Annotated in this window: 22 protein-coding genes; 13 read left to right on the plus strand and 9 right to left on the minus strand. The window is 63.2% G+C overall.

Annotated elements, in window-relative coordinates; all coding sequences use genetic code 11:
* Window positions 1–74 precede the first annotated feature (74 nt).
* Window positions 75–479 carry a PTS sugar transporter subunit IIA gene (locus AB6B38_RS10905; RefSeq protein ID WP_371392884.1) on the plus strand — a complete coding sequence of 135 codons (405 nt, stop codon included), beginning with the start codon at window positions 75–77 and terminating at the stop codon, window positions 477–479.
* A complete protein-coding gene (locus AB6B38_RS10910; protein WP_371392885.1) occupies window positions 476–751 on the plus strand; it encodes an HPr family phosphocarrier protein in 276 nt (91 codons plus the stop codon). Before AB6B38_RS10905 ends, AB6B38_RS10910 begins: the two co-directional genes overlap by 4 nt.
* Here AB6B38_RS10910 and AB6B38_RS10915 read toward each other — a convergent pair whose 3' ends face one another.
* A complete protein-coding gene (locus AB6B38_RS10915; RefSeq protein ID WP_371392886.1) occupies window positions 752–2332 on the minus strand; it encodes a hypothetical protein in 1581 nt (526 codons plus the stop codon).
* Between the two features lie 247 nt (window positions 2333–2579).
* Here AB6B38_RS10915 and ahcY point away from each other — a divergent pair, with 247 nt between their 5' ends.
* Window positions 2580–3998: an adenosylhomocysteinase gene (gene ahcY, locus AB6B38_RS10920; protein WP_371392887.1), complete on the plus strand. Its 1419-nt coding sequence runs from the start codon at window positions 2580–2582 to the stop codon at window positions 3996–3998.
* Between the two features lie 59 nt (window positions 3999–4057).
* Here ahcY and AB6B38_RS10925 read toward each other — a convergent pair whose 3' ends face one another.
* On the minus strand, window positions 4058–4927 hold the full coding sequence (locus AB6B38_RS10925; protein WP_371392888.1) for a 1-acyl-sn-glycerol-3-phosphate acyltransferase: 870 nt from the start codon (window positions 4925–4927) through the stop codon (window positions 4058–4060).
* A 27-nt stretch (window positions 4928–4954) separates the two neighbouring features.
* Window positions 4955–5320, minus strand: a complete 366-nt coding sequence (locus AB6B38_RS10930; RefSeq protein WP_371392889.1) for an ArsR/SmtB family transcription factor — start codon at window positions 5318–5320, stop codon at window positions 4955–4957.
* Between the two features lie 76 nt (window positions 5321–5396).
* Between AB6B38_RS10930 and AB6B38_RS10935 the strand changes: the two genes are divergently transcribed.
* The 4 genes from AB6B38_RS10935 to AB6B38_RS10950 all read left to right on the plus strand — a co-directional run bounded on the left by AB6B38_RS10935 (window position 5397) and on the right by AB6B38_RS10950 (window position 8146).
* Complete coding sequence (locus AB6B38_RS10935) at window positions 5397–5912, plus strand: arsenate reductase ArsC (RefSeq protein WP_371392890.1); 516 nt, start codon at window positions 5397–5399, stop codon at window positions 5910–5912.
* Window positions 5912–6967: an ACR3 family arsenite efflux transporter gene (arsB, locus tag AB6B38_RS10940; RefSeq protein WP_371392891.1), complete on the plus strand. Its 1056-nt coding sequence runs from the start codon at window positions 5912–5914 to the stop codon at window positions 6965–6967. Before AB6B38_RS10935 ends, arsB begins: the two co-directional genes overlap by 1 nt.
* Before the next feature lie 5 nt (window positions 6968–6972).
* The gene (gene arsH / locus AB6B38_RS10945) at window positions 6973–7692 is read left to right on the plus strand and encodes an arsenical resistance protein ArsH (protein ID WP_371392892.1); all 720 of its coding nucleotides are present in this window, start codon (window positions 6973–6975) and stop codon (window positions 7690–7692) included.
* 85 nt (window positions 7693–7777) lie between these two features.
* The gene (locus AB6B38_RS10950) at window positions 7778–8146 is read left to right on the plus strand and encodes a hypothetical protein (protein ID WP_371392893.1); all 369 of its coding nucleotides are present in this window, start codon (window positions 7778–7780) and stop codon (window positions 8144–8146) included.
* A 74-nt stretch (window positions 8147–8220) separates the two neighbouring features.
* Here the strand turns inward: AB6B38_RS10950 and AB6B38_RS10955 are convergent, their stop codons facing one another.
* The 3 genes from AB6B38_RS10955 to AB6B38_RS10965 all read right to left on the minus strand — a co-directional run bounded on the left by AB6B38_RS10955 (window position 8221) and on the right by AB6B38_RS10965 (window position 12704).
* On the minus strand, window positions 8221–10362 hold the full coding sequence (locus AB6B38_RS10955) for an autotransporter outer membrane beta-barrel domain-containing protein (protein WP_371392894.1): 2142 nt from the start codon (window positions 10360–10362) through the stop codon (window positions 8221–8223).
* A gap of 11 nt (window positions 10363–10373) precedes the next feature.
* Window positions 10374–11173, minus strand: a protein-coding gene (locus AB6B38_RS10960) for an IS5 family transposase (protein ID WP_371392684.1) whose coding sequence is annotated in 2 segments (ribosomal slippage) — window positions 10374–10835 and window positions 10838–11173 — 798 coding nt in all. Because the reading frame shifts where the segments join, the coding sequence is not laid out codon by codon here.
* Window positions 11174–11201: 28 nt separating this feature from the next.
* Window positions 11202–12704 (minus strand): hypothetical protein, encoded by a 1503-nt coding sequence (locus AB6B38_RS10965; RefSeq protein WP_371392895.1) that lies wholly within the window; start codon window positions 12702–12704, stop codon window positions 11202–11204.
* Window positions 12705–12830: 126 nt separating this feature from the next.
* Here AB6B38_RS10965 and AB6B38_RS10970 point away from each other — a divergent pair, with 126 nt between their 5' ends.
* The 4 genes from AB6B38_RS10970 to AB6B38_RS10985 all read left to right on the plus strand — a co-directional run bounded on the left by AB6B38_RS10970 (window position 12831) and on the right by AB6B38_RS10985 (window position 15612).
* On the plus strand, window positions 12831–13322 hold the full coding sequence (locus AB6B38_RS10970) for a hypothetical protein (RefSeq protein ID WP_371392896.1): 492 nt from the start codon (window positions 12831–12833) through the stop codon (window positions 13320–13322).
* A gap of 99 nt (window positions 13323–13421) precedes the next feature.
* A complete protein-coding gene (locus AB6B38_RS10975) occupies window positions 13422–14921 on the plus strand; it encodes a CoA-acylating methylmalonate-semialdehyde dehydrogenase (protein ID WP_371392897.1) in 1500 nt (499 codons plus the stop codon).
* A 35-nt stretch (window positions 14922–14956) separates the two neighbouring features.
* Window positions 14957–15274, plus strand: coding sequence for a nucleotidyltransferase family protein (locus tag AB6B38_RS10980; RefSeq protein ID WP_371392898.1), 318 nt, complete (start codon window positions 14957–14959; stop codon window positions 15272–15274).
* A complete protein-coding gene (locus tag AB6B38_RS10985) occupies window positions 15271–15612 on the plus strand; it encodes a DUF86 domain-containing protein (RefSeq protein ID WP_371392899.1) in 342 nt (113 codons plus the stop codon). The genes AB6B38_RS10980 and AB6B38_RS10985 overlap by 4 nt, the downstream gene beginning before the upstream one ends.
* On the opposite strand, the gene AB6B38_RS10990 is transcribed toward AB6B38_RS10985, so the two are convergent.
* Window positions 15609–15896 carry a BrnA antitoxin family protein gene (locus AB6B38_RS10990; RefSeq protein ID WP_371392900.1) on the minus strand — a complete coding sequence of 96 codons (288 nt, stop codon included), beginning with the start codon at window positions 15894–15896 and terminating at the stop codon, window positions 15609–15611. The genes AB6B38_RS10985 and AB6B38_RS10990 overlap by 4 nt on opposite strands.
* A 122-nt stretch (window positions 15897–16018) precedes the next feature.
* Window positions 16019–18250, minus strand: coding sequence for a prolyl oligopeptidase family protein (locus AB6B38_RS10995; RefSeq protein WP_371392901.1), 2232 nt, complete (start codon window positions 18248–18250; stop codon window positions 16019–16021).
* A 150-nt stretch (window positions 18251–18400) separates the two neighbouring features.
* On the opposite strand from AB6B38_RS10995, the gene dapF reads away from it, so the two are divergent.
* Window positions 18401–19225 (plus strand): diaminopimelate epimerase, encoded by an 825-nt coding sequence (dapF, locus tag AB6B38_RS11000; protein WP_371392902.1) that lies wholly within the window; start codon window positions 18401–18403, stop codon window positions 19223–19225.
* Here the strand turns inward: dapF and AB6B38_RS11005 are convergent.
* The gene (locus AB6B38_RS11005; RefSeq protein WP_371392903.1) at window positions 19222–19980 is read right to left on the minus strand and encodes a GntR family transcriptional regulator; all 759 of its coding nucleotides are present in this window, start codon (window positions 19978–19980) and stop codon (window positions 19222–19224) included. The two genes, dapF and AB6B38_RS11005, sit on opposite strands and share 4 nt — an antisense overlap.
* Before the next feature lie 161 nt (window positions 19981–20141).
* Here AB6B38_RS11005 and AB6B38_RS11010 point away from each other — a divergent pair, with 161 nt between their 5' ends.
* Complete coding sequence (locus AB6B38_RS11010; RefSeq protein WP_371392904.1) at window positions 20142–20825, plus strand: hypothetical protein; 684 nt, start codon at window positions 20142–20144, stop codon at window positions 20823–20825.
* Window positions 20826–20831 lie beyond the last annotated feature (6 nt).

Genomic DNA, 20831 nt, shown 5'->3' on the forward strand with positions numbered 1-20831 from the left:
TTTCACATATCTGAAATGCAAGGTTACATAGCGGTCACGTACGTTTCGCCCCCTGCTCCTTTTTTCGAGTTTCCATGATCGGCCTCGTCATCGTCACCCACGGTCAGCTTGCCCAGGAACTGGTGGCAGCGACCGAACATGTCGTGGGCCGTCTGGCGGCATGCGTGGCCGTCTCCATCGGCGCCGATGACGATATGGAGCAGCGCAGGAGCGATATCCGCGCCGCGGTGGAGACCGCCGATAGCGGCGATGGCGTCATCATCGTGACCGATATTTTTGGCGGCACCCCCTCCAACCTCTCCATGTCCCTGCTGGAAAAATGCAAGGTGGAGGTGATCGCAGGCGCAAACCTGCCCATGATGATCACGCTGGCAGAGGCGCGCGGGCGCATGAGTCTCGCCGATCTGGCCGCCAACGCCTCCAGCGCAGGCAGGCGCTATATCACCGTTGGTTCCCACCTGATTGACGGGCTGTCGTGAGCACAGTCACGGCGGACGTCACCATCGTGAACAAGCGCGGCCTGCATGCACGCGCGGCCGCGAAATTTGTCGGCCTGGCGCGTGAATATACCGCTTCGTTGAGTGTTGAGCGCGATGGCGAGCAGGCCGATGGCCGCTCCATCATGGACCTGCTCATGCTGGGTGCCGGGCCGGGTACCCAGCTGACGCTGAGCGCAGAAGGCGACGACGCTCAGGCGCTGACCGAAGCCCTGCGCACGCTCATCGAAAACGGGTTCGACGAAGGCGAGTAATCAGCCCTCGCGCGGACGCTCACCGGTTTCGCCGCCCGCATCCTCGCTGACAAAGGCATCATCCGCCTCTATCGCCGCATCCTCTGGCGTATCGGTATCGGCCTGTGCTTCTGTCTCAGAGCTCAGACGGGTATCATCACCCTCCGTTTCCGGCTGCACGATCCCGGCCGCCTCGACAGGCGCTTCGGGCTGCAGGGTTTCGGTCTCGGTGACCACCGGGCCGGCTTCAGCTTCCGCTTCCGCATCCGCTTCAGTATTGGCATCGGCGCCCGCTTCGACGCCGGCGCCAGAGCCGGCGTCCACGCCTTCGGCATCCCGGTTGACGCGCTCGGCCGAAGCATCGCCCGACAGGGCCTCTGACGGCATGGGCGGCGGCGGCGCGATATCCATGGAGCGCGCTTCAGCGCGCGGATCATGCGCCGCATCTTCGCCAGCTGCCTCCGCTTCGGGTGCCGCCATCTCACTCGTGCCTTCAGACGGCGCGCTGGCCTCGGCCTCGGGCAGTTCGCCCGCCTCCTCTTCAGAGCCGTCGGCAATCGCGCTTTCTTCACTCTGGCCGTCCGCCGCACGCGCCGAAATGGCCGCCGCCGCAACAGCAGCAACAGGCGCCGCTACCGCCGCGGCCGGTACGCCCTGCGCCTCTTCATCTTCGGCCGTTTCGGCCTCGGCTTGCGTCCCGGCAGCATCGCTAAGCTCGGCGGGTGTCTCGCGCCGGGTCACCATTTCCTGCGGCGGATGACGCAGCACATGGTCGGCCAGCCGGGCAATGCGCGCTTCGAGCCGCGCTGCATCGCGCCAGCGATTGACCATGCCCGCGACAATGAACAGGGCCGCGCTGCCCGCCAGAGCCAGCAGGGCCGGAATGGCCGCCATTTCGGGGCCATTAATGGCAATCGCGCCGGCCAGCGTGAGCACCAGGAAGACAGGCACCCAGGCAAACCGCCAGGAGCGCGCCGCAAAAGCCAGAAGAGCGCCTGCCGCTACAATACCGGCAAAGATCGCAGCGCCCTCTTGGCCGGAGAGCTGCGGCGCCAGCGCGCCAAGGCTTTCCGCTACGCCGGGAACCGTTTCGGTCAGGCGGGCATCGGCGAGTCCTGGCTGAACGCTGACAAGCGCGGCAAAGATATCAAACGCGGGCAGGCCCGCAGCCAGGGCCGGCGCGAAAAGCCCCAGCACAGCAAGCAGTTGCGGCCAGACAATCAGCACCGCCAGAGCCGCCATCACTACCATGGTGAGAATCCAGTTGGCATTGCGCGACACCCCGGCGCGGGACAATACACGGGTATTGTCCTGGCTGGTGCGCGTCCAGCTATTGGTGCGGTAATTGACGACCGCGACCGGGCTGGAACGGCGCTTGGGACCGGGCTGCATGCGGATCACGGCGGCATAATCGCCTGCGTCCAGCGCAAAGTCGCGCTTGCCGATCCGCACAGGATGGCGCTCGCCATCGAGATCCTGGATACGCCGCTCGTCTGCGCGCGCGCGCGGGTCCGATCCAATGACCTGTCCCGGCGCCACGTAGAAATCGATCGCCCGGCTGCCAAATCGCTGGGTTGCGTGTGCTGTCGGCAGTATCGCCATGCCTCTTAATCCCCTCATCACGCGCCATGTTCGTGCTCGTCACGGCTGTCAGCCAATGGCACAGACGCCCCTCGTTAAGAGAGTGTATACAAAAAACGGGCCGGTTTAACCTCTTGTTTGCAAATTCCCTGTGTCAGAGCCGTGACAGTGGGCAGCACGCCGTTTGCGATGTATCTGCGAGGGGTTTATACAGCGCGCTCACCAAGCACTCCAGTTTTCGAACCCTGCGCAAAAAGAAGGATCATCCATGACCCTGCTGTTCAACACGCCCGACGGCAAAGACCATCTCGTCAAGGACCTCTCGCTGGCCCGCTGGGGCCGGATCGAGCTGGACATGGCCGAGATCGAAATGCCGGGCCTGATGGCGCTGCGCGAGGAGTTCGGCAAGTCCAAGCCCCTGAAAGGCGCCCGCATCGCGGGCTCGCTGCACATGACCGTGCAGACCGCCGTACTGATCGAGACGCTGACCGCCCTTGGCGCCGAAGTGCGCTGGGCCTCGTGCAACATCTTCTCCACCCAGGACCATGCCGCTGCCGCCATTGCCGAGACCGGCGTGCCGGTCTTCGCCGTCAAGGGCGAGTCCTTGCAGGAATACTGGGATTATGCCGACGCCATCTTCCACTGGCCGGACGGCGAGACCGCCAACATGATCCTGGATGATGGCGGCGATGCCACCATGTATCTCCAGCTGGGCGAAAAAGCCGAAAAAGACCCCTCCATCCTCGGCGAGCCGAAATCGGAAGAGGAGCGCTGGCTGTTTGACGCCATCCGCCGCCGCATCAAGGCGAGCCCCGGCTGGTTTGCCAAGGCGAAAGCCAGCATCAAGGGCGTATCCGAAGAGACCACCACCGGCGTCATGCGCCTCTACCAGATGGCCAAGCGCGGCGAGCTCGCCTTCCCGGCCATCAACGTCAATGACTCTGTCACCAAGTCGAAATTCGACAACCGCTATGGCTGCCGCGAAAGCCTGGTCGATGCCATCCGGCGCGGCACCGACGTGATGATGGCCGGCAAGACGGCTGTGGTGTGCGGCTATGGCGATGTCGGCAAGGGCTCGGCCGAATCCCTGTCACAGGCCGGTTGCCGGGTTTCCGTGACCGAGATCGACCCGATCTGCGCCCTGCAGGCCGCGATGGACGGCTATGGCGTTGTCCGCCTTGAGGACGTGATCGGCGAAGTGGACGTCATCGTCACCGCCACCGGCAACAAGGACGTCATCACCGTCGACCATATGCGTGCCATGAAGAACATGGCGATTGTCTGCAATATCGGCCATTTCGATAACGAGATTCAGGTCGAGGCGCTGCGCAATTTCCAGTGGACCAATGTGAAACCGCAGGTCGATCTGATCGAGTTCCCTGAAGGTCACAAGATCATCCTCCTGTCCGAAGGCCGACTGGTGAATCTGGGCAATGCCAATGGCCATCCGAGCTTCGTGATGAGCGCCAGCTTCACCAATCAGGTCCTGGCCCAGATCGAGCTGTGGACCCGGGGCGATCAGTACAAGAACGATGTCTACATCCTGCCCAAGCATCTCGACGAGAAAGTCGCGGCGCTGCATCTCGACAAGCTGGGCGCGAAACTGACCACGCTGTCACCTGAACAGGCCGACTATATCGGCGTGGAGCAGAAAGGCCCGTTCAAGGCCGAGCACTACCGCTACTAGGCATCTGTCTCATGCGCATGAAAAGCCCCGGCGGATCCCTCCGCCGGGGCTTTTTTTTACTACCGGCCCCAGGCCAGCGCCTCGGCCTGTTGGAGGATTGAGGCGGTGGCTTCGGCCTCGCTGCCCGGTATCTCGCGGGCGGGGAGAGGATCGGAAAAACGCAAACGATAGGTCTTGCCGCGCTGGCGCATCAGCCCGTGAAAGAGCGTGATATCGCGCAGCTCCTCATGGATCTGGTCCAGCGCATAGAAGGCAAGCGGCATGGACTGGCGTACGCCCAGCGTCACCACCGGCGTATTGAAGCGCCGGGCGAGCGAGATCGCCGTCGGCGCCCACGGCTCCTCCACCAGCCCCCAGCGTTTCCAGCGCCAGCGCGCCATGCGCCCTGACGGGAAGATGGCAAGGCAGCGGCCATGATTGAGCGCCTCCATGGAGCCACGCAGCGTATCGCGGGCATTGGCCCGGCTGCGCGCATTCTTGCGCCATTCCACCGGGATCAGCATGTCTTCAAGGCCGGGGCAGACCCGCAGCGCATCCCGGTTGGCCAGAAAGCAAAGATCAGGGCGCTTCTCCCGGATCGCCTGCCACAGCGCGATACCGTCGGCGATGCCGCCGGGATGATTGCCGATAATCACCACCGGGCCAGTATCAGGAATGGCATCAAGCCCGTGCGTGTTCACCGTCAGGTCCAGATAGTCCGCCGCCCAGTCGAACGCCTCACGCGCCCGCATCGGCCTCACCGTATCGACCATACGGATCGCGTCGCGATAGCCCATCAGCGCGCCTGCGGTGGGCCGGACGATATTCCAGAGCCAGGGATGGCGGCGCAGGCGCGGCGCGCGCTCATCGATCAGCTGATCGACAAGTTCCTTCGCCGACTGGGGCGGCGCAGGGGGAATGGGATAAAGGTCGGCGGGATAAGGGCTCATTACGAGTAGAGTTCGCGTGAGTGCGCCCTAGTTGCAAGCCCTCAGCGCGGATACCGCCAGCTTGGCCGTCACATCCCGGCACAGCTCGGGATCCCCGCCGCAGCAATCGGCGATGAGAAAGCTCACGAGCTCTGCTGTCGCCACCAGATTGGCGGCATAAATGCGCTGACGCCCGGCTTTCTCCACCTGCGCGAGACCCGCGCCCGTCAGCACGGCCAGATGGGCGGAAAGATTGCTGGGACTGATCCCTACCTGCTCTGCCAGCATGCCTGCTGCAAGTCCTTTGGGGCCTGCAGCGACAAGGGCGCGGAATATGCGCAGCCGGCCCTCATGGGCGAGGGCGGAAAGCTGGGCGCAGGCGCTGGATTCTTCGAGTTCGGGGCGATCTGACATTTCATTTCAATAATTCTTGAAATATTGAAATGTCAAGGTTAGAGATCGGGAAAACCCGCGCCACGGAAAGCCGCCCATGATCCGCATTCTTGTCCTGTGTACCGGAAACTCCGCCCGCTCCATCCTGGGAGAGGCCCTGTTTAACGCACTGGGTGAAGGAAAAATCACCGCCATCTCTGCCGGGTCACAGCCCAAGGGCGAACCACACCCGGTGGCGCTGGAGACGTTAAAGGCGCATGGCCTTCCAACTGAGGGCTATAGTTCAAAGAGCTGGGACGTGTTCGCCGGAACGCAAGCACCTGAAATCCACGGCGTGATCACGGTGTGTGACTCAGCGGCCAGCGAGACCTGCCCCATCTGGCCTGGCGCGCCGGTACAGGTCCATTGGGGCCTGCCAGACCCTGCCTATGTGACGCCGGATGCCGCCTGCCGCGAGGCGTTCGAGCAGACCTATCAGGCCCTTAAAACCCGCGTCGAAGCGGTGCTGGCGTTTGACGGTGATCTGTCTGATCCCGCCAGTCTAAATGCCGCCCTGAAGGCCGCGCATGAAGGCGTGTCCCTGCCCGGCTTCCAGCCCCGAGAGACTCATTGATGACTGCACCCAAAGACGCTGCGCCTGCCGGTATTGGCCCGTTCGAGAAATGGCTCTCGGTCTGGGTTGGCCTCGCCATCATTGCCGGTATCGCGCTCGGCACATTCCTGCCCGGCCTGTTCGGCTTTCTGGCGGGGCTGGAATACGCATCGGTCAATCTGGCTGTCGCCATCCTCATCTGGGCGATGGTCTTCCCGATGATGGTGAATGTGGATTTTGGCGCGCTGATGCGTGTGGGCGAGAAGCCCAAGGGCCTCATCATCACGCTGGTGGTAAACTGGCTCATCAAGCCCTTCACCATGGCGCTGCTGGCTGTCGTCTTCTTTGAGGGCGTGTTTGCCCGCTTCATCGAACCGGAAAATGCCGAGCAATATATTGCCGGCCTCATCATTCTGGGCGCTGCGCCCTGCACCGCCATGGTGTTTGTCTGGTCGCAGCTCACAAAAGGCGATCCGGCCTACACGCTCGTTCAGGTGTCGGTAAACGACGCGATCATGGTCGTGGCTTTCGCCCCCATCGTGGCGCTGCTGCTGGGCGTCACCTCGATCTCCGTGCCATGGGAGACGCTTGTTCTCTCCGTGGTGCTCTATGTGGTCATCCCGCTCATCGCAGGCATAGCGGTTCGCCGCTGGCTGATCCGCACTGGTGGCACGGCGCGGCTGGACGGCTTCAATGCCCGGATCAAGCCGGTTTCGATCAGCGCGCTGATCGCGACCGTCGTGCTGCTCTTCGGCTTTCAGGGCGGGACGATCCTCAGCGCACCTTTGGTGATCGCCATGATCGCAGTGCCCATCATCATCCAGTCCTACGCCATTTTCGCGCTGGCCTATGGCGCAGCCTGGATGTGGAAAGTGCCCCATAACGTGGCCGCGCCATGCGCCCTCATCGGCACATCGAACTTCTTCGAGCTGGCGGTCGCCGTCGCTATCGGGCTCTTTGGGCTCAATTCCGGCGCTGCGCTGGCGACGGTCGTGGGCGTGCTGGTGGAGGTGCCGGTCATGCTCTCGCTGGTCGCGCTCGCCAACCGGACACGCGCCAAATTCCCGACGGAGTAATCCCGATGAGCCTTGATCCCTCCACACCACATCTGGATGAGGAGTGCTACCGCGATGTGGAGCTGGAGCGGCTCTTCCCGGCCACCCGTGTCAGCCACAAGCCGCGCATCCTGCTGCTTTATGGGTCGGTACGTGACCGCTCCTTCAGCCGCATGGCCACTGAAGAAGCCGCGCGCATTCTGGAACGCCTTGGCGCGGAGACGCGCATCTATAACCCTTCCGGCCTGCCTCTGCCCGACGATGCGGATGTGAGCCATCCCAAGGTCGCCGAGCTGCGCGATCTCGTCATGTGGTCAGAAGGCATGGTCTGGTGCTCGCCCGAACGCCATGGCGCGATGACGGGCATTATGAAAGCGCAGATTGACTGGATACCGCTATCGCTCGGCGGAGTGCGTCCCACGCAAGGCAAGACGCTGGCCGTGATGCAGGTATCGGGCGGCTCGCAGAGCTTCAACACGGTCAACCAGCTGCGCGTGTTGGGCCGCTGGATGCGCCTCATCACCATCCCAAACCAGTCATCGGTCCCCAAAGCCTGGCTGGAGTTTGACGAGCATGACCGGATGAAACCCTCCTCGCTCTATGACCGCATCATCGATGTCATGGAGGAGCTGGTGAAATTCACCCTGCTGACCCGCGATTGCGCCGATTATCTCGTGGACCGCTATAGCGAGCGCAAGGAAAGCGCCGCCGAAGTGTCAAAGCGCGTCGGCCAGCGCTCCATGTAACCGGCAGGCATGGAGGGGCGACGCCAGCGCAAAGGAAAGCTAGACTGGCGCTACAAGCTGACCTTCAGCAAGGGAATTGCCCGCAATGAGCTTACTTGTCGCCCTCCTGCTTGCCGCGCAGACGCCGCAAGGCTCCGCCATCGCCGGAAACTACACAGCCACGGCGGAGGATGGCACGCAGTGCGCACTGGTGCTGATGCCGCCTGCCCGCCGCCCGCAAGGCGCGATGGCCCTGATGGCGGGCGCGGCGGGCCTTGCTGCCGTCTCGCCCGAGTGCGAGCTGGAAATCGCCGAAACCATGTTCTGGCAGTTCGAGGAGGACGAGGGCGGACATCTCATCTTTGTGGACGCGGCCGGCGACACGCTTTTCGCCGGCGAGCGGGCGAACGCGAACAGCCCCTGGCAGGGCGCCATGAGCGATGGCGCGCGCATCCGTCTGGAGCGCAACCGCTAGAATCTGCGCCCATCGGCAAGAAAAAGGCCGCCTCGTTTCACGAGGCGGCCTTTTCAGTTCACGGGTGTTCTGCCCTAGAACCGGGTGCGCAGACCAAAGATGAGTGCGTCCACGTCACGGATCCGGTTGCTACCTGCACGGGTCTCATAGGCCAGTGACAGATCGATCCCGTTGTTCAGACGCGCAATTGCGCCGACCGAGATTTCAAACCAGTCGCTTTCGGCATCCACACCGGTACCCAGGATAAGGCCCTGCGTGCCGGGCGTTCCGGCAAAATCACCCGCAATGGTTTCGCTCTCATCGCTGAGCCGGTTGGCGTAGCCAATATAGGCACGCGGTTCGAGCGTGAAACGGGCATTGTTCACGATAAGCCCGGCATCCAGCCCTACGCGAGCCGTTGTGAAGCTGTCCGAATAGCTCGACAGATCAAAAGCGGCAGGCGAACCGGTCACGCTGCCCGAATCAACCTCGACACGGTGCCAGGTAATGCTCGCCATCGGCGTCGCACGCAGAGCGCCATTGGTCACGGTGTAGCCAATCTGACCCGTCAGGTCATAGCTGTTGGCGCTCAGAGTGCCGGTAACCGGCAAAACGAGTCCGCCAATGGCCACATCACGCCGGGCACGCGAGCTATGATCGCCATAGCTTGCCGCGAGCAGACCTTGCAGTCTTTCACCCCGATAGGCGGCGTAGCCGGTGAGCTGGACACTCTCCACCCGGCTATTGGCGGCACCGCCGCCGGCCAGGACCTGATCGCTTTCCGAAGTGGCAAAACCGATCGCAGCTCCGAAGCGCCAGCCATAGCGCCGGCCATAATCGATACCGGCCATTGCGAACCCGCCTTCGATATCGGCATTGGCCGAGCTGGCTGTGGTGGGAGCGGAGGCATCAACAAGGCCGGCTGTGAAGAACACCTCAAACCCGTTGCCGAGATCATGCACATCGGGCTGGCCGCCAGCATCGGCAGCGCGGGCAGCTTCGGCCAGCGACATGCCGCCCATGCCTGCGCCCGCCTCAGACCCCATCAGGCTGAACATGGCCTGGTTGCCGCCCGGCGTGCCACCGCCCGCTCCCGGGCCCTTAAGCATCCGGCCGCGCAGCGCACCGGCCAGCAGATCGCCATGGCTTGTCAGCGTCCGGCGCAGCTGGAAGCCCTCATGTGGCACCAGATTCTCGAACGCATCCTCCAGCGGACCGTTCGGCAAGAGGTCCATCACCTGGAAGAGGGACGCCACCGGACCAGCCTGCGGATTGTCGCGCAGCTGGTCGAAGCGCGCACCGAGGGTTGCCTGGGACGGATTGGTGAAGTTGGCGAAATCGCTGAAATCTTCAGCCAGAATCTGCAACTCGACCATGCCGTCCGAATAGACAGGTGACAGGAACAGCACGCCTGGCAGATCAATTGTGCCATCGAACTCACCAGCGCGATCACCCGAATATTCCAGCACAGCGCGCCGGTCACCGCGGGTCGGAATGTAGCCGCCCACAGGATTGATGCCGGCAACACCGCCAAGTGCGACACTGCCATCAACCAGCAGCATATCGCTGCCCTCTGCCGACCAGTCGAAAATCAGTGCGCCGGCGGCTGTCTGCACATAGTCGCCCAGAATGAGTAGCTCGCCGACCTCGCCCAGCGCGCCCGGGCTGACCATGCCGGCCACGTTCCAGAAGGTGAGCGTGCTGATAATGCCATCGCCGTGCAGCAGGCCGCCGGTCATCATGACCTCACGGGCAAGCAGAAGACCATCGATCCGGGACTGCCCGGCGCTCTGGTCGAAAGCGATGAGGGTGGAGAAGATATGCTCTTCGGGCAGAACGAAGCCTGCATTGGCGCCGGTGAGGCGGAGCCGGTCGATCTCGACATTCATATCAACCGTCGTCGTGCCGCTGGCGCTCAGCGTCACATCGTAGAAGCGTGCAACATCACCGGTGATCGCCCCGGCAAACGTACCGAAAAGACCATAGGAATTGTTCGGAACGAAATCGGAGCTGCCAATGGCAAAGCCGGAGACGGGCGGGTCGGTTTCCGCCGCCTGAGCCTGCCCGTCTGATTCAGCAACGCTGATTACCGTCGATGGCGTCTGGCTGCCGTGAAGCTCTTCGTCGTCAATCCGGCCAATATTGTCAGCCGGGAGGAAGCCGCCCACGCGCGGCTCCTGGGCGCTGCTATCAATGACTTGCACGCCGGCGGTCATTTGCGCCGGACCGTAGCTCATCCCGCCAGCACCTAGGACACAGACTCATAATTTCTGAGCCATATCTGGATAGCGGCGAGTTTGACGAGGGCAAGGTAGTTATCGGCGTGTTTTTCGTAGCGCGTTGCGATGGCCCGGAAGTGTTTGATCTTGCTGAAGAAGCGTTCGACGAGATTGCGGTAGCGATAGAGGAAGGGGCTGAAGCTGGGCGGGTTCTTGCGACGTGAGACCGGTTTGATGCAACCCCATGCACCACGCGATTTTAGGCTGTCGCGCAGGGCGTCGCTGTCATAGGCCCGGTCGGCCAGCAGGATCTGGCCTTCGCCGATCCCGCCGAGCATATCGGTGGCGCTGCGTCCGTCATGGGCCTGGCCGGGCGTGAGCTTGAGTGCGACGGGCAGGCCGTTGGCGTCCACGAGGGCATGGATTTTCGTCGTCAGCCCGCCCCGCGAGCGCCCCATGCATCGGGGGTCAGGAGTGTCTCCGGCGGCGGCGTCCGCGCCCCCTTTTTTGCGTTCGCCCCGTGCTGGTGAACGCGGATCGACGAGCTGTCGATCATCTGGATGTCGCCGTCGTAAGCCGCTGTGATCGCGTCGAATATCCGATCCCAGACGCCCAGCTTGCGCCACCGGACGAAGCGGTTGTAGCAGGTCGTCGCCGGACCGTAGCGCTCCGGGATTTCCGCCCAGGGCGACCCGGTGCGCAAGCGCCAGTAAATCCCGTTGAGCACCTTGCGATCGTCCACACGCGGCACACCGCGCGGCTTGTTCGGCAGCAAGGGTTCGATGATCCACCACTCGAAATCGGTCAACTCGTAGCGGCGACGGCCCATGATCCATATCCTCCTCGCGAAGGTTGAATCAGGCTTCGGCCAAAAACGGAATCCCGTTTATGAGTTTATGACCTAGTTCGACGACACTGTCTACACTGCGCGTGCTGCTGTCCGAAGACGCGGCACTGGATGCGGCGCTTTCAGCCGCGCTTGACGCGCCATAGTCCGGCGAATTGTCGAACAGGTCCCCATCGCGGTACCCCTCGGCCGTGGTATCGAAGATGGTCCCGAATAGCGGGCCTTCCAGGGCCAGCCCGTCTTCCGGTGTCTCCGGGGCATCAGCCCACATCCCGTTGACGAGATTGCCTTGCGCATCGACGACGAAATAGGACGGGTCCATCGCCCGCGTCCAGCGGCTGGCATCCGACCAGTCACCGTCTCCGGCTGCCGCGGTCGCGTAGACATACGGGTTCTGCTCGGCAATCCAGTTCTGATAGAGGAAGAGCGGATTGTAGTAAGACACGTCGGCGTAAAGGGTGTTGGCAGGCGAAAACAGGCCCGCAACCCAGCCGCCCGACAGAACGCTGGTGACAAGCTGCTGGCCGTCCATTTCGACGAAAAGCCCGCTTCCCGAATCCCCGCCCAGCGTACCGGCTTCCTGCTCGGTCGCATCGCCCGGGAACCAGTCGATCTGATTATTCACCGAGATCAGCTGATTGAAGTCCCAGGTCAGACCGTCCGACCAGGGCGGCGTATCGCAGAGAAGATCGTCCGGTCCGAAAATGCCCGGATTGCCTGACGGACCGGCGCGGTAGCAGTCACTTGCATCACGATCGGGCCTGTCAAAATCGATATGGTAGAGCAGCTGGTCGCCGGACGGGCCAAAAAAGCCCGCCAATCCCGGTACAGCCAATGACGCGCCGATGAAGTCCATCTGGCTGAACAGGCCGTTGAGCATGTTCGTGCCGGCGCGGCGCTTGCCGTCAATACCCACATTGACGCCCGAACCTATACCCGTGCCGCCATAACCGACCATGGAGACGGGCATGTCCTCGGTGATCGGTGAGAACAGCATGCCGTAGGTGGGCAGCCCGATCGCCGGCGTGTCCAGCGTGGCCAGCGCCACGTCCCCGCCCGGAAAATCGAACTCGCCGTCCAGGCCGAAGGGCGCCTGGACCTGAAGCACGTTGTAGAAGGCCAGATCTGGATTGGACAACCAGTCGCCGGTCGCCAGACCGCGATCAGTCCAGTCAAGATAGCCGGGGATTGAATCAACCTGAAAGCCGAAACCGATGGGGATGCCGCCCTGCTCCCCGCCATACAGCATCTCATTGTATCCATCGACGCAGTGCGCAGCCCAGACAACCGTCCGCGGATTGATGAGCTGACCGGTGCACACGAAGGTGCCGCCGGGCGTACGGTTCCACATCATGCCGACGCCGGCCCACACATTGTCTGTATCGACCGCCCCATCGACGCCGATATCATCGCGGATGGGCAGGGCGTTGGCCGTACTGCCAATCGCCACCGCGAGCACGAGGGCGGAGGCCGCCGTTCCGAGTGATGCCTTCAGATTCATCTTCCGGTGCATGATGTTTCCCCTTCAAACCGTTATAATCTTCGGGACGGTAATTCGTCTGCCGTCCGCACGAGACTTCAATTTTTCGGTGACGAAGCTTAGACTGCTAACGAAAAGTTAATCAATTATCGCAGGACCATGATGCGAACGAAGCGATCATTTTGGCAGAAATGCGACAAATTTGCCGCACTCGCTCTAATTGCGCTTGCTGCGTGCGAGAGCCGTTCAGATGAGGGCGATGGGCGTGATTTTGGCCCGTCCCGGCTGCTGGAAGAGGATATTCGCACGCCGGACAACCGGGCCGGAGCAGAACTGGCAACGCTCACAGGCCGGCCCCTGAGCCCGACCCAGGGGCGCCTGGCCGGTGGATGGCAGCTTCAGGGGAGCGATATCTGCTCCGTCGAGTTTCATTCCGGCGGCGGCGTGACTGTCGCGGATGACTGCCCGGCCACCCTGAGCAGAGCGGTGTTGTGGGCAGTTCACGAGGACAGGCCATACCAGATCCAGCTCCTCGACCAGCAGCGGGCAGCGGTCTGGCGCGGGGGACTGATGGCTGAGGATGAACTTTCCGGCCGTCTTGCTGTTGGCACGCGCATTGACTTTGTCAGGGCAAGGCCCGCAGAGCACTAGAGCAGCCCTGTCTCGACATGTCCTGGGGACGGCGTTATGCCTCGGCCGGAATTGCGTCAGCACTCGGCGCACTCCGCTCGAATCCCTGGGAGACCCTCTATGACGCGCGAAATTCCCCATTTCATCAAAGGCCGGCACGAAGCTGGCACCTCTGAGCGCTTCGGCGATGTGTTCGATCCGAGCGCTGGCGAGGTGCAGGCGCGTGTGCGGCTGGCGACAAAGGCCGAGCTCGCGCACGCAGTGGAGATCGCCAGGGAAGCGCAGCTCTCCTGGGCGGCGACCAATCCGCAGCGCCGCGCCCGCGTCATGTTCCGCTTCAAGGCGCTCGTTGAAGAGAATATGGAAGATCTCGCCCGCCTGTTGGCGTCCGAGCACGGCAAGGTGGTCGCGGACGCCAAGGGCGACATCCAGCGCGGGCTGGAAGTGATCGAGTTTGCCTGCGGCGTGCCCCACCTGCTCAAAGGCGAGTACACTGAAGGCGCTGGCCCCGGCATTGATGTCTACTCCATGCGCCAGCCTCTGGGCGTGGTGGCGGGCATCACCCCGTTCAACTTCCCGGCCATGATCCCGATGTGGATGTTTGGCGTCGCCATCGCGTGCGGAAATGCCTTTATTCTGAAGCCCTCAGAGCGCGATCCGTCCGTGCCGCTGCGCCTGGCCGAGCTGATGCAAGAAGCCGGTCTGCCCGACGGCGTGCTGAACGTCGTCCACGGCGACAAGGAGGTCGTCGATGCGCTTCTGGAGCACCCGGATGTGAAAGCCATCAGCTTTGTCGGCTCATCTGACATCGCCCAGTACGTCTATGTGAAGGGCGCGGAGAACGGCAAGCGCGTGCAGGCCATGGGCGGGGCAAAGAACCACGGCATCGTCATGCCCGACGCCGACATGGATCAGGTCGTGAAAGACCTCGTGGGTTCCGCCTTCGGGTCGGCTGGTGAGCGCTGCATGGCATTGCCCGTGGCCGTTCCCGTTGGCGAGGACACCGCCAACCGCCTGATCGAGGCGCTGATCCCCGAGATCGAGACGCTTAAACCCGGCCATTCGCTGGACCCGGATGCGATTTACGGCCCCGTAGTGACCGCCGCCCACAAGGCCCGCATCGAGAGCTATATCGAGATGGGCGTGAAAGAGGGCGCCGAACTCCTCATCGATGGGCGCGGCTTCGAGCTGCAGGGCCATGAGAAGGGCTTCTTCGTCGGCCCGTCACTCTTTGACCGCGTGCGCCCGGACATGCGCTCCTACCAGGAAGAAATCTTTGGTCCGGTCCTGCAGATCGTGCGCGCCAAGGACCTGGAAGAAGCCGCGCGCCTGCCCAGCGAACACCAGTACGGCAATGGCGTTGCCATCTTCACCCGCAATGGCCTGGCGGCACGCGAGTTTGCCGCCAAGGTGAATGTCGGCATGGTCGGCATCAATGTGCCGATCCCGGTGCCGGTCGCCTACCACACCTTTGGTGGCTGGAAACGCTCTGCCTTTGGCGATTCCAACCAGCACGGCATGGAAGGGGTGCGCTTCTTCACCAAGATCAAGACCGTCACCCAGCGCTGGCCCACCGGTGAGGTCACTGACCAGTCCTTCATCATCCCGACCATGGGGTAGGGTGACCGCGTCAAATCCGTGCTATCACTGCGCGCATGGACACAGCGCTCGCGATACCCACGCTGGACGATGCCCGCGCCCGCCTGATGGCGGAGCGGGACAGCTTGCGTGCACTTGGCGTTACCGCGATTACCCTCTTCGGCTCGATAGCTAGCGGCAAGGCCCACGCCGCCAGCGATGTGGATGTCGTCATCGAGACGGCGGACGAGAGCTTTGGCTATGACGCGCTCATTGCGGTGGCCGAGCGTCTGGAAGACATCTTCCTGCGCGAAGTGGACGTGATCCACGCTCGTTCCCTCTCGCCGGAACTCAAGCGGGAAGTGGCGATGACAGGTGTGAGGGTGGCGCTGTGAGGGCCCAGATACGCAAACGCCTGTCAGACGCGCTCACCGAAGCGCGCTTTGCGCATGAGCTTGTCGCTGAACGAGACAATAACGCGATTGCGAACGACCCTGTCGCCCGGCGAGCCCTTGAACGCGCCTGTGAGATTGTCGGTGAAGCCCTTCGCGCAGCCATTGAAAGCGAGCCCGGCATAGTGGCCGATTACCCGGACATCCCGTGGAAGAAGGCCATCGGGCTACGCACCCGTCTCGCCCATGCCTATGACAGGGTCGATATCGCTTTCCTCACCGATGCCGCCAGAAACGCATTCCCGGACCTGATCGCGAAGCTGGAAAAGACGCTCAGCTAACCCTGCTCCGCTTTCTCCGGCGCAGTATCGGCCTTTTCCGCGAGCCATGCCTTGATCAGGGACTGGTAGGGCATGTCGCGCTTGTTGGCGGCAATCTTGATGCGCTCAAGAAGCGCGACCGGCAGCCGCAGCGAAATGGAGGCCGAGCTTGGCTTGAGCGCGGGCATACGCACGCGTTCGGCCTTGCTCCAGTCCACATGGTCAGCGGAATCGTGGACCTCCCACCATGCGCGTTCTTCGGCTTCGCTGGCAAAGACCGGCGGCTTCTTATCCTGCGCGCTCATACACATCCCTTTCCTTGCGGCTCATGTCTCTTGCCGACAGTAGATTACTCCACAATCGCACAAAAAACCCCGCCGGAGCACTCCGGCGGGGCTTTCAATTTCAGGCGCAGGCTTGAAAGCGCCTACTCCTCACCATCCATCAGATTCTGCATCAGGAAGGTGTATTCCAGCGCCAGCCGGTTGGCCGTTTCGCGCAGGTTTGCCGCCGCAGAATGGCCGCCTTCCATGTTCTCGTAATAGAGCATGTCGAGGCCGAGAGCGCCGGTCAGATACGCCATCTTGCGGGCATGAGCCGGATGCACCCGGTCATCCTTGGTCGAGGTGAGAAGGAAGAGCGGGGGATACTCCCGGTCCGGGTCCACATTGTGCAGCGGCGAGATGGAGCGCAGGAAGGCGCGTTCGTCCGGGTTTTCATCCGGGAAGCCGTATTCGGCCTGCCAGCTGGCCCCGGCCAGCATGGTGTGGAAGCGCATCATGTCCAGAAGCGGCACCTGGCTGATGACCGCGCCAAAGAGATCCGGGCGCTGGGTATACATCACGCCGGTCAACAGCCCGCCATTGGAGCCGCCCACCACGCCCAGCTGGGCCGGTGTGGTGATGCCGTCGGCAATCAGCGCCTCCGAGACCGCAATCAGATCGTCATAGATGCGCTGGCGGTTGATGGTCAGGCCCGCCTGGTGCCAGGCCGGACCGAACTCGCCCCCGCCGCGAATGTTCGCCAGCACATAGGTGCCGCCATTTTCCAGCCAGAGCCGGCCCATCGTACCCGAATAGGACGGGTTCAGGCTTACCTGGAAACCACCATAGGCGTAGAGCAGGGTTGGCCCCGGCTCCGCGCCTGAGCGCTCCGGATTGTGGATGATGAAATAGGGAATGCGTGTGCCGTCGGCGCTGACCGCCTCGCGCTGCTCCACTTCCAGACCGGTGGTATCAAACCAGGCCGGCATCGATTTGGCGGGCGAGAGCGAAGTGGCATCCGCGCTGACCCGGTAGAGCGTGTTCGGCGTCAGATAACCCTGCGCCGAGACGAAGGCGAGATCGGACTGGTCATCGGCCGTGGTGATGGAGACCGAGGTGTTCTCCGGCGTCTCCACCTGGCGGCGCTGCCAGCCATTTTCATCACGGGTAAAGACCCACAATCCCCCGACGACATTCTCGTCGATCACGGCCAGCAAATGGTTCGCCGTAGCGGCAAACCCGCCGACCGACTGGCGCTCACCGGGGACGAACACCGTCTCGATGGCGGGCAGTTCGCCCGTTGCGGCCAGCTCAGACATGGAGAGCGAAAGCACCGCGCCCTGGGGATAGGTCTCGCCGCCTTCCACGGGCGTCCAGTCCTCCTCGATGGAGAAGACCAGCTGGTCGCCAAACAGGGCTTGCGGGCTGACCCGGCGCGGCAGGGTAAGCCGGATCGGCTCGCCTTGCGCATTGTCCGGCAGCAGCCAGTACACGCTCTCAAAGAAGGTCTCGGCCTGCGTGGCCAGAAGATAGAACGTGCCGTCGGCCTGCTGGAAGCGGGCCGGCCACACGCCGACATCACTGGCGGCACCGGTGAAGACCACTTGCGCCTCTTCTATCGGCGTGCCCCGCGTCCAGCGCTTGACCACGAACGGATAGCCGGAGGTCGTGGTTTCAGCCGGATCGAGCGCGGTGGCGATCAGCAGCGTGTCTTCATCGATCCAGGCGGTCGTGCCCTTGGTGGGCGGAACAACAAAGCCATCCTCGACAAAGCTGCGGCTCTCCATATCCCATTCGCGGATATGGGCCGCATCCGACCCGCCATCGGAAAGCGTCAGCATGCAATGGCGATAATCCGGTGCCAGGCAGGACGAGCCACGCCACACCCAGTTGCGCCCTTCTTCGTCGGCCAGCGCATCGAGATCGAGCACGACATCCCATTCAGGGTTCGCCGTCTCATAGCTTTCCAGCGTGGTGCGCCGCCACAGCCCGTGCGTGTTCTGTGCGTCCTGCCAGAAATTCCACAGCTCGCTGCCGCGCACCGTCACGAACGGGATACGGTCTGTGCTTTCGAGCACCTCAAGCGCCCGGTCGAAGTGCTGCTGATAACGCGGATCGGCCTGCAGATGACCCAGCGAGCGTTCGTTCTGGGCGCGGGCAAAGGCAAGGGCTTCCTCGCCTTCCACCTCTTCCAGCCACAGCAATTCTTCCGAGCCGGACTGGATGGCCGCGTTCAGCGCGCGCGCTTCGGCGTCCACGCCCGCCCGCTCCTCGCTCTGGCTGTGGGATGAGGCTGCCGTTTCGTTCACAGTGACATCTCCGTTTCCGGCAGGATCACAGGCGGCCAGCAATAGCGCCGGGCCTGCAACCATCAGGGCCGCTTTATGCATCGTCATGGATATGAAATCCCCCTTGGAAAAACTGGCGCGCATTGAACGCTGACCACGCAGGCACGTCAAAGCCCGCTACATTACAAACCTGAAATCTCTGATCCCTGTTGCCGCCCCGCTTGCGGAGCAGCCCAAGGAGGCGTATCGGCTAAACCCATGAAAGCCTATGCCATGAACGGGGCGGGAAACGCCTTCATCGTCATTGACGCGCGCGAGCAAGGCGGGCGGCTGGCCCTGTCGCCTGCACGCGTCGCGGCGCTGCATGAGCGCCGCCCGTTCGACCAGATCATGGGACTGGAAAGCCATGGCGTCGCCGATGCGCATTTGCGCGTCTGGAACGCAGATGGCGGCGAGGTGGGGGCCTGCGGGAACGGCACACGCGCCGCCGCCTGGCTGATGTTTCAGGATGATAACCGCTCACGCCTGACGCTTGCGGCACAGGGCGGCGCACTCGGCGCGCGCCGTCTGGACACTGGCATGGTGGAGGTCGATCTCGGCCAGCCCGGCCTTGGCTGGCGCGATATTCCGCTGGCGCGCGAGATGGACACGGTCCGGCTCGATTTCGGCATCGATCTTCCCGGCGGTGGACGCCTTGAAGGACCAGGCGCGGTATCCATGGGCAATCCCCATGCGGTGTTTTTCGTCGAGGACGTGGCCGCTCTGCCATTGGCCGGGATCGGCCCGAAAATCGAGCATGACCCGCTCTTCCCCGAACGTGTGAATGCAGGCTTTGCGCAAGTGATCGACCGCCAGACGATCCGGCTGAGGGTCTGGGAGCGCGGTGCGGGCCTGACGCTTGCCTGCGGTACCGGTGCCTGCGCGGCTCTGGTAGCCGCCCACCGGCGCGGCCTCACGGCGCGCGAGGCGGTCATCATCGCCGATGGCGGGGTGCTGCCCGTGCGCTGGGACGCGGACGGGCATGTGCATCTGTCCGGCCCGGTGGAGATGGAAGGCGAGCTGGATATTGAAGGACTGGTCTAGCCTTCGGTCTCGCGTAAGAGGCTCATCTCGTAGACAAAGCGATTGCCCGGATGGACCGTGTCGGAGAACGCGATCACGCGTCCGCTCTTGTCATAATAGCGCCGCCTTGTGCGCAGGGCCGCAGCGCCCGCCTCACAATCAAGCCTTGCCGCTTCAGCTTCGGTCGTTACGCCAGCCAGAATGGCCTGATCGACCCGGGCGGTCGCCACGCCGCGCGTAGTGGCAATCCATTCAATGATAAGCCCGTTCATCTCCACCAGCTTTTCCACCGGCGGGGCCAGATCGGCGCGGATATAGATATCGGTCAGCGCCAGTGGCGGCTCGCCCGGCACGGCGCGCAAGCCGGAAACGCGCATATATTCCCCGCCCGGCGCGATACCGAATGTGCGCGCCAGCTGGGATTCCAGCGAGATCATCGCCGTGGCATCAGGCGTCAGGCGCGCATCGCGCGCATACTGCATCAGATCGTCCACATTGCCGAGGCGCTGGGAAAAGGCCGCCTTGCTCTCGGTGGCTATCACCAGCGTACCTGCCCCGCGCCGGCGCACGATCAGCCCGGCCTCGGCCAGAAGGCGCAGCGCCTCACGCGCGGTATGGCGCGAGACCTTATAGCTCTCGCACAGCGCATGCTCGGTCGGCAGCAACTTGCCGACCGGCGGATCACCCGCTGCGATACGTTTTTTCAGCGTTTCAGCCAGCCACACATAGCGCGGTGCGGCGCTGTCCTCGCCCCTGTCCTGTCCGGTTTGGGTCAAACAGGCTCTCCTGACGGCGTTCCGTTTCCGCCCGCTCATACCATAGACCGGCGCGATTCCGTCAGCCTTTGTCAGGACAAACAAGGGGCGGCGGACAGGGCGCGCCCTTGCAACAGGCGCAGGGTCAGGCTGGAATGGCCCGGACAAGCTGGAGATCCGCCATGATCGCGCTATTGCTGGCCGCCCTCGCCTTTGCAGAGCCCGAAACCGCGCCGCAAGCGCAGGCTGAGCCGCGCTATGGCACCGCCGACTATCGGGCCAGCTTTCTCACCGGACGCTTTTCCAATACGCAGCAATACGAGGCGTGGCAGCGCGACGCGCAGCCGGATGCCCCCGCGTACGCGTTCGACCTGTACTACGCCACGCATGCGCGCGTGGAGGCGCCCGGACTTGGCGAGCACGTGATCTATGTGGAATGGCGCGCGGGCGCAGATGACGGCCCCATCAGCCGCCAGCGGCTCTGGGTGTTTCGCGAGGGCGAGGGCGGTTGGTCCCCAGGGTTTGACATTTTCGAGTTCCGCGATCCTGACAGCTTTGCAGGCCGCGCGGATGAAGAAGGCGCATTTGCATCCCTTACCGCAGAGGACCTCATCGGCTACCCCGGGGAATGTCTGGTGGAGGCCCAGTCGCCAGCCCATGCGGGCTATTACTTCACAATAGAGAGCGATGATTGCATCGTGACTGCCGAAACGGGGGAGGAAGTCCGTATGGGTGCCAGCCTGCGCGGCGATCACCACTTCTTCACCTATCGCGAATGGGGCAATACGCTGGAACACCAAGCTGCATACCGGTTCCCTGATGCCCCCTACCCCTACAGCTTCCGCCGCCTGCCCGATGAGGACTGACACCTC

Origin of the sequence: Glycocaulis abyssi, from assembly GCF_041429775.1 — a bacterium.
Taxonomy (GTDB): Bacteria; Pseudomonadota; Alphaproteobacteria; order Caulobacterales; family Maricaulaceae; genus Glycocaulis; species Glycocaulis abyssi.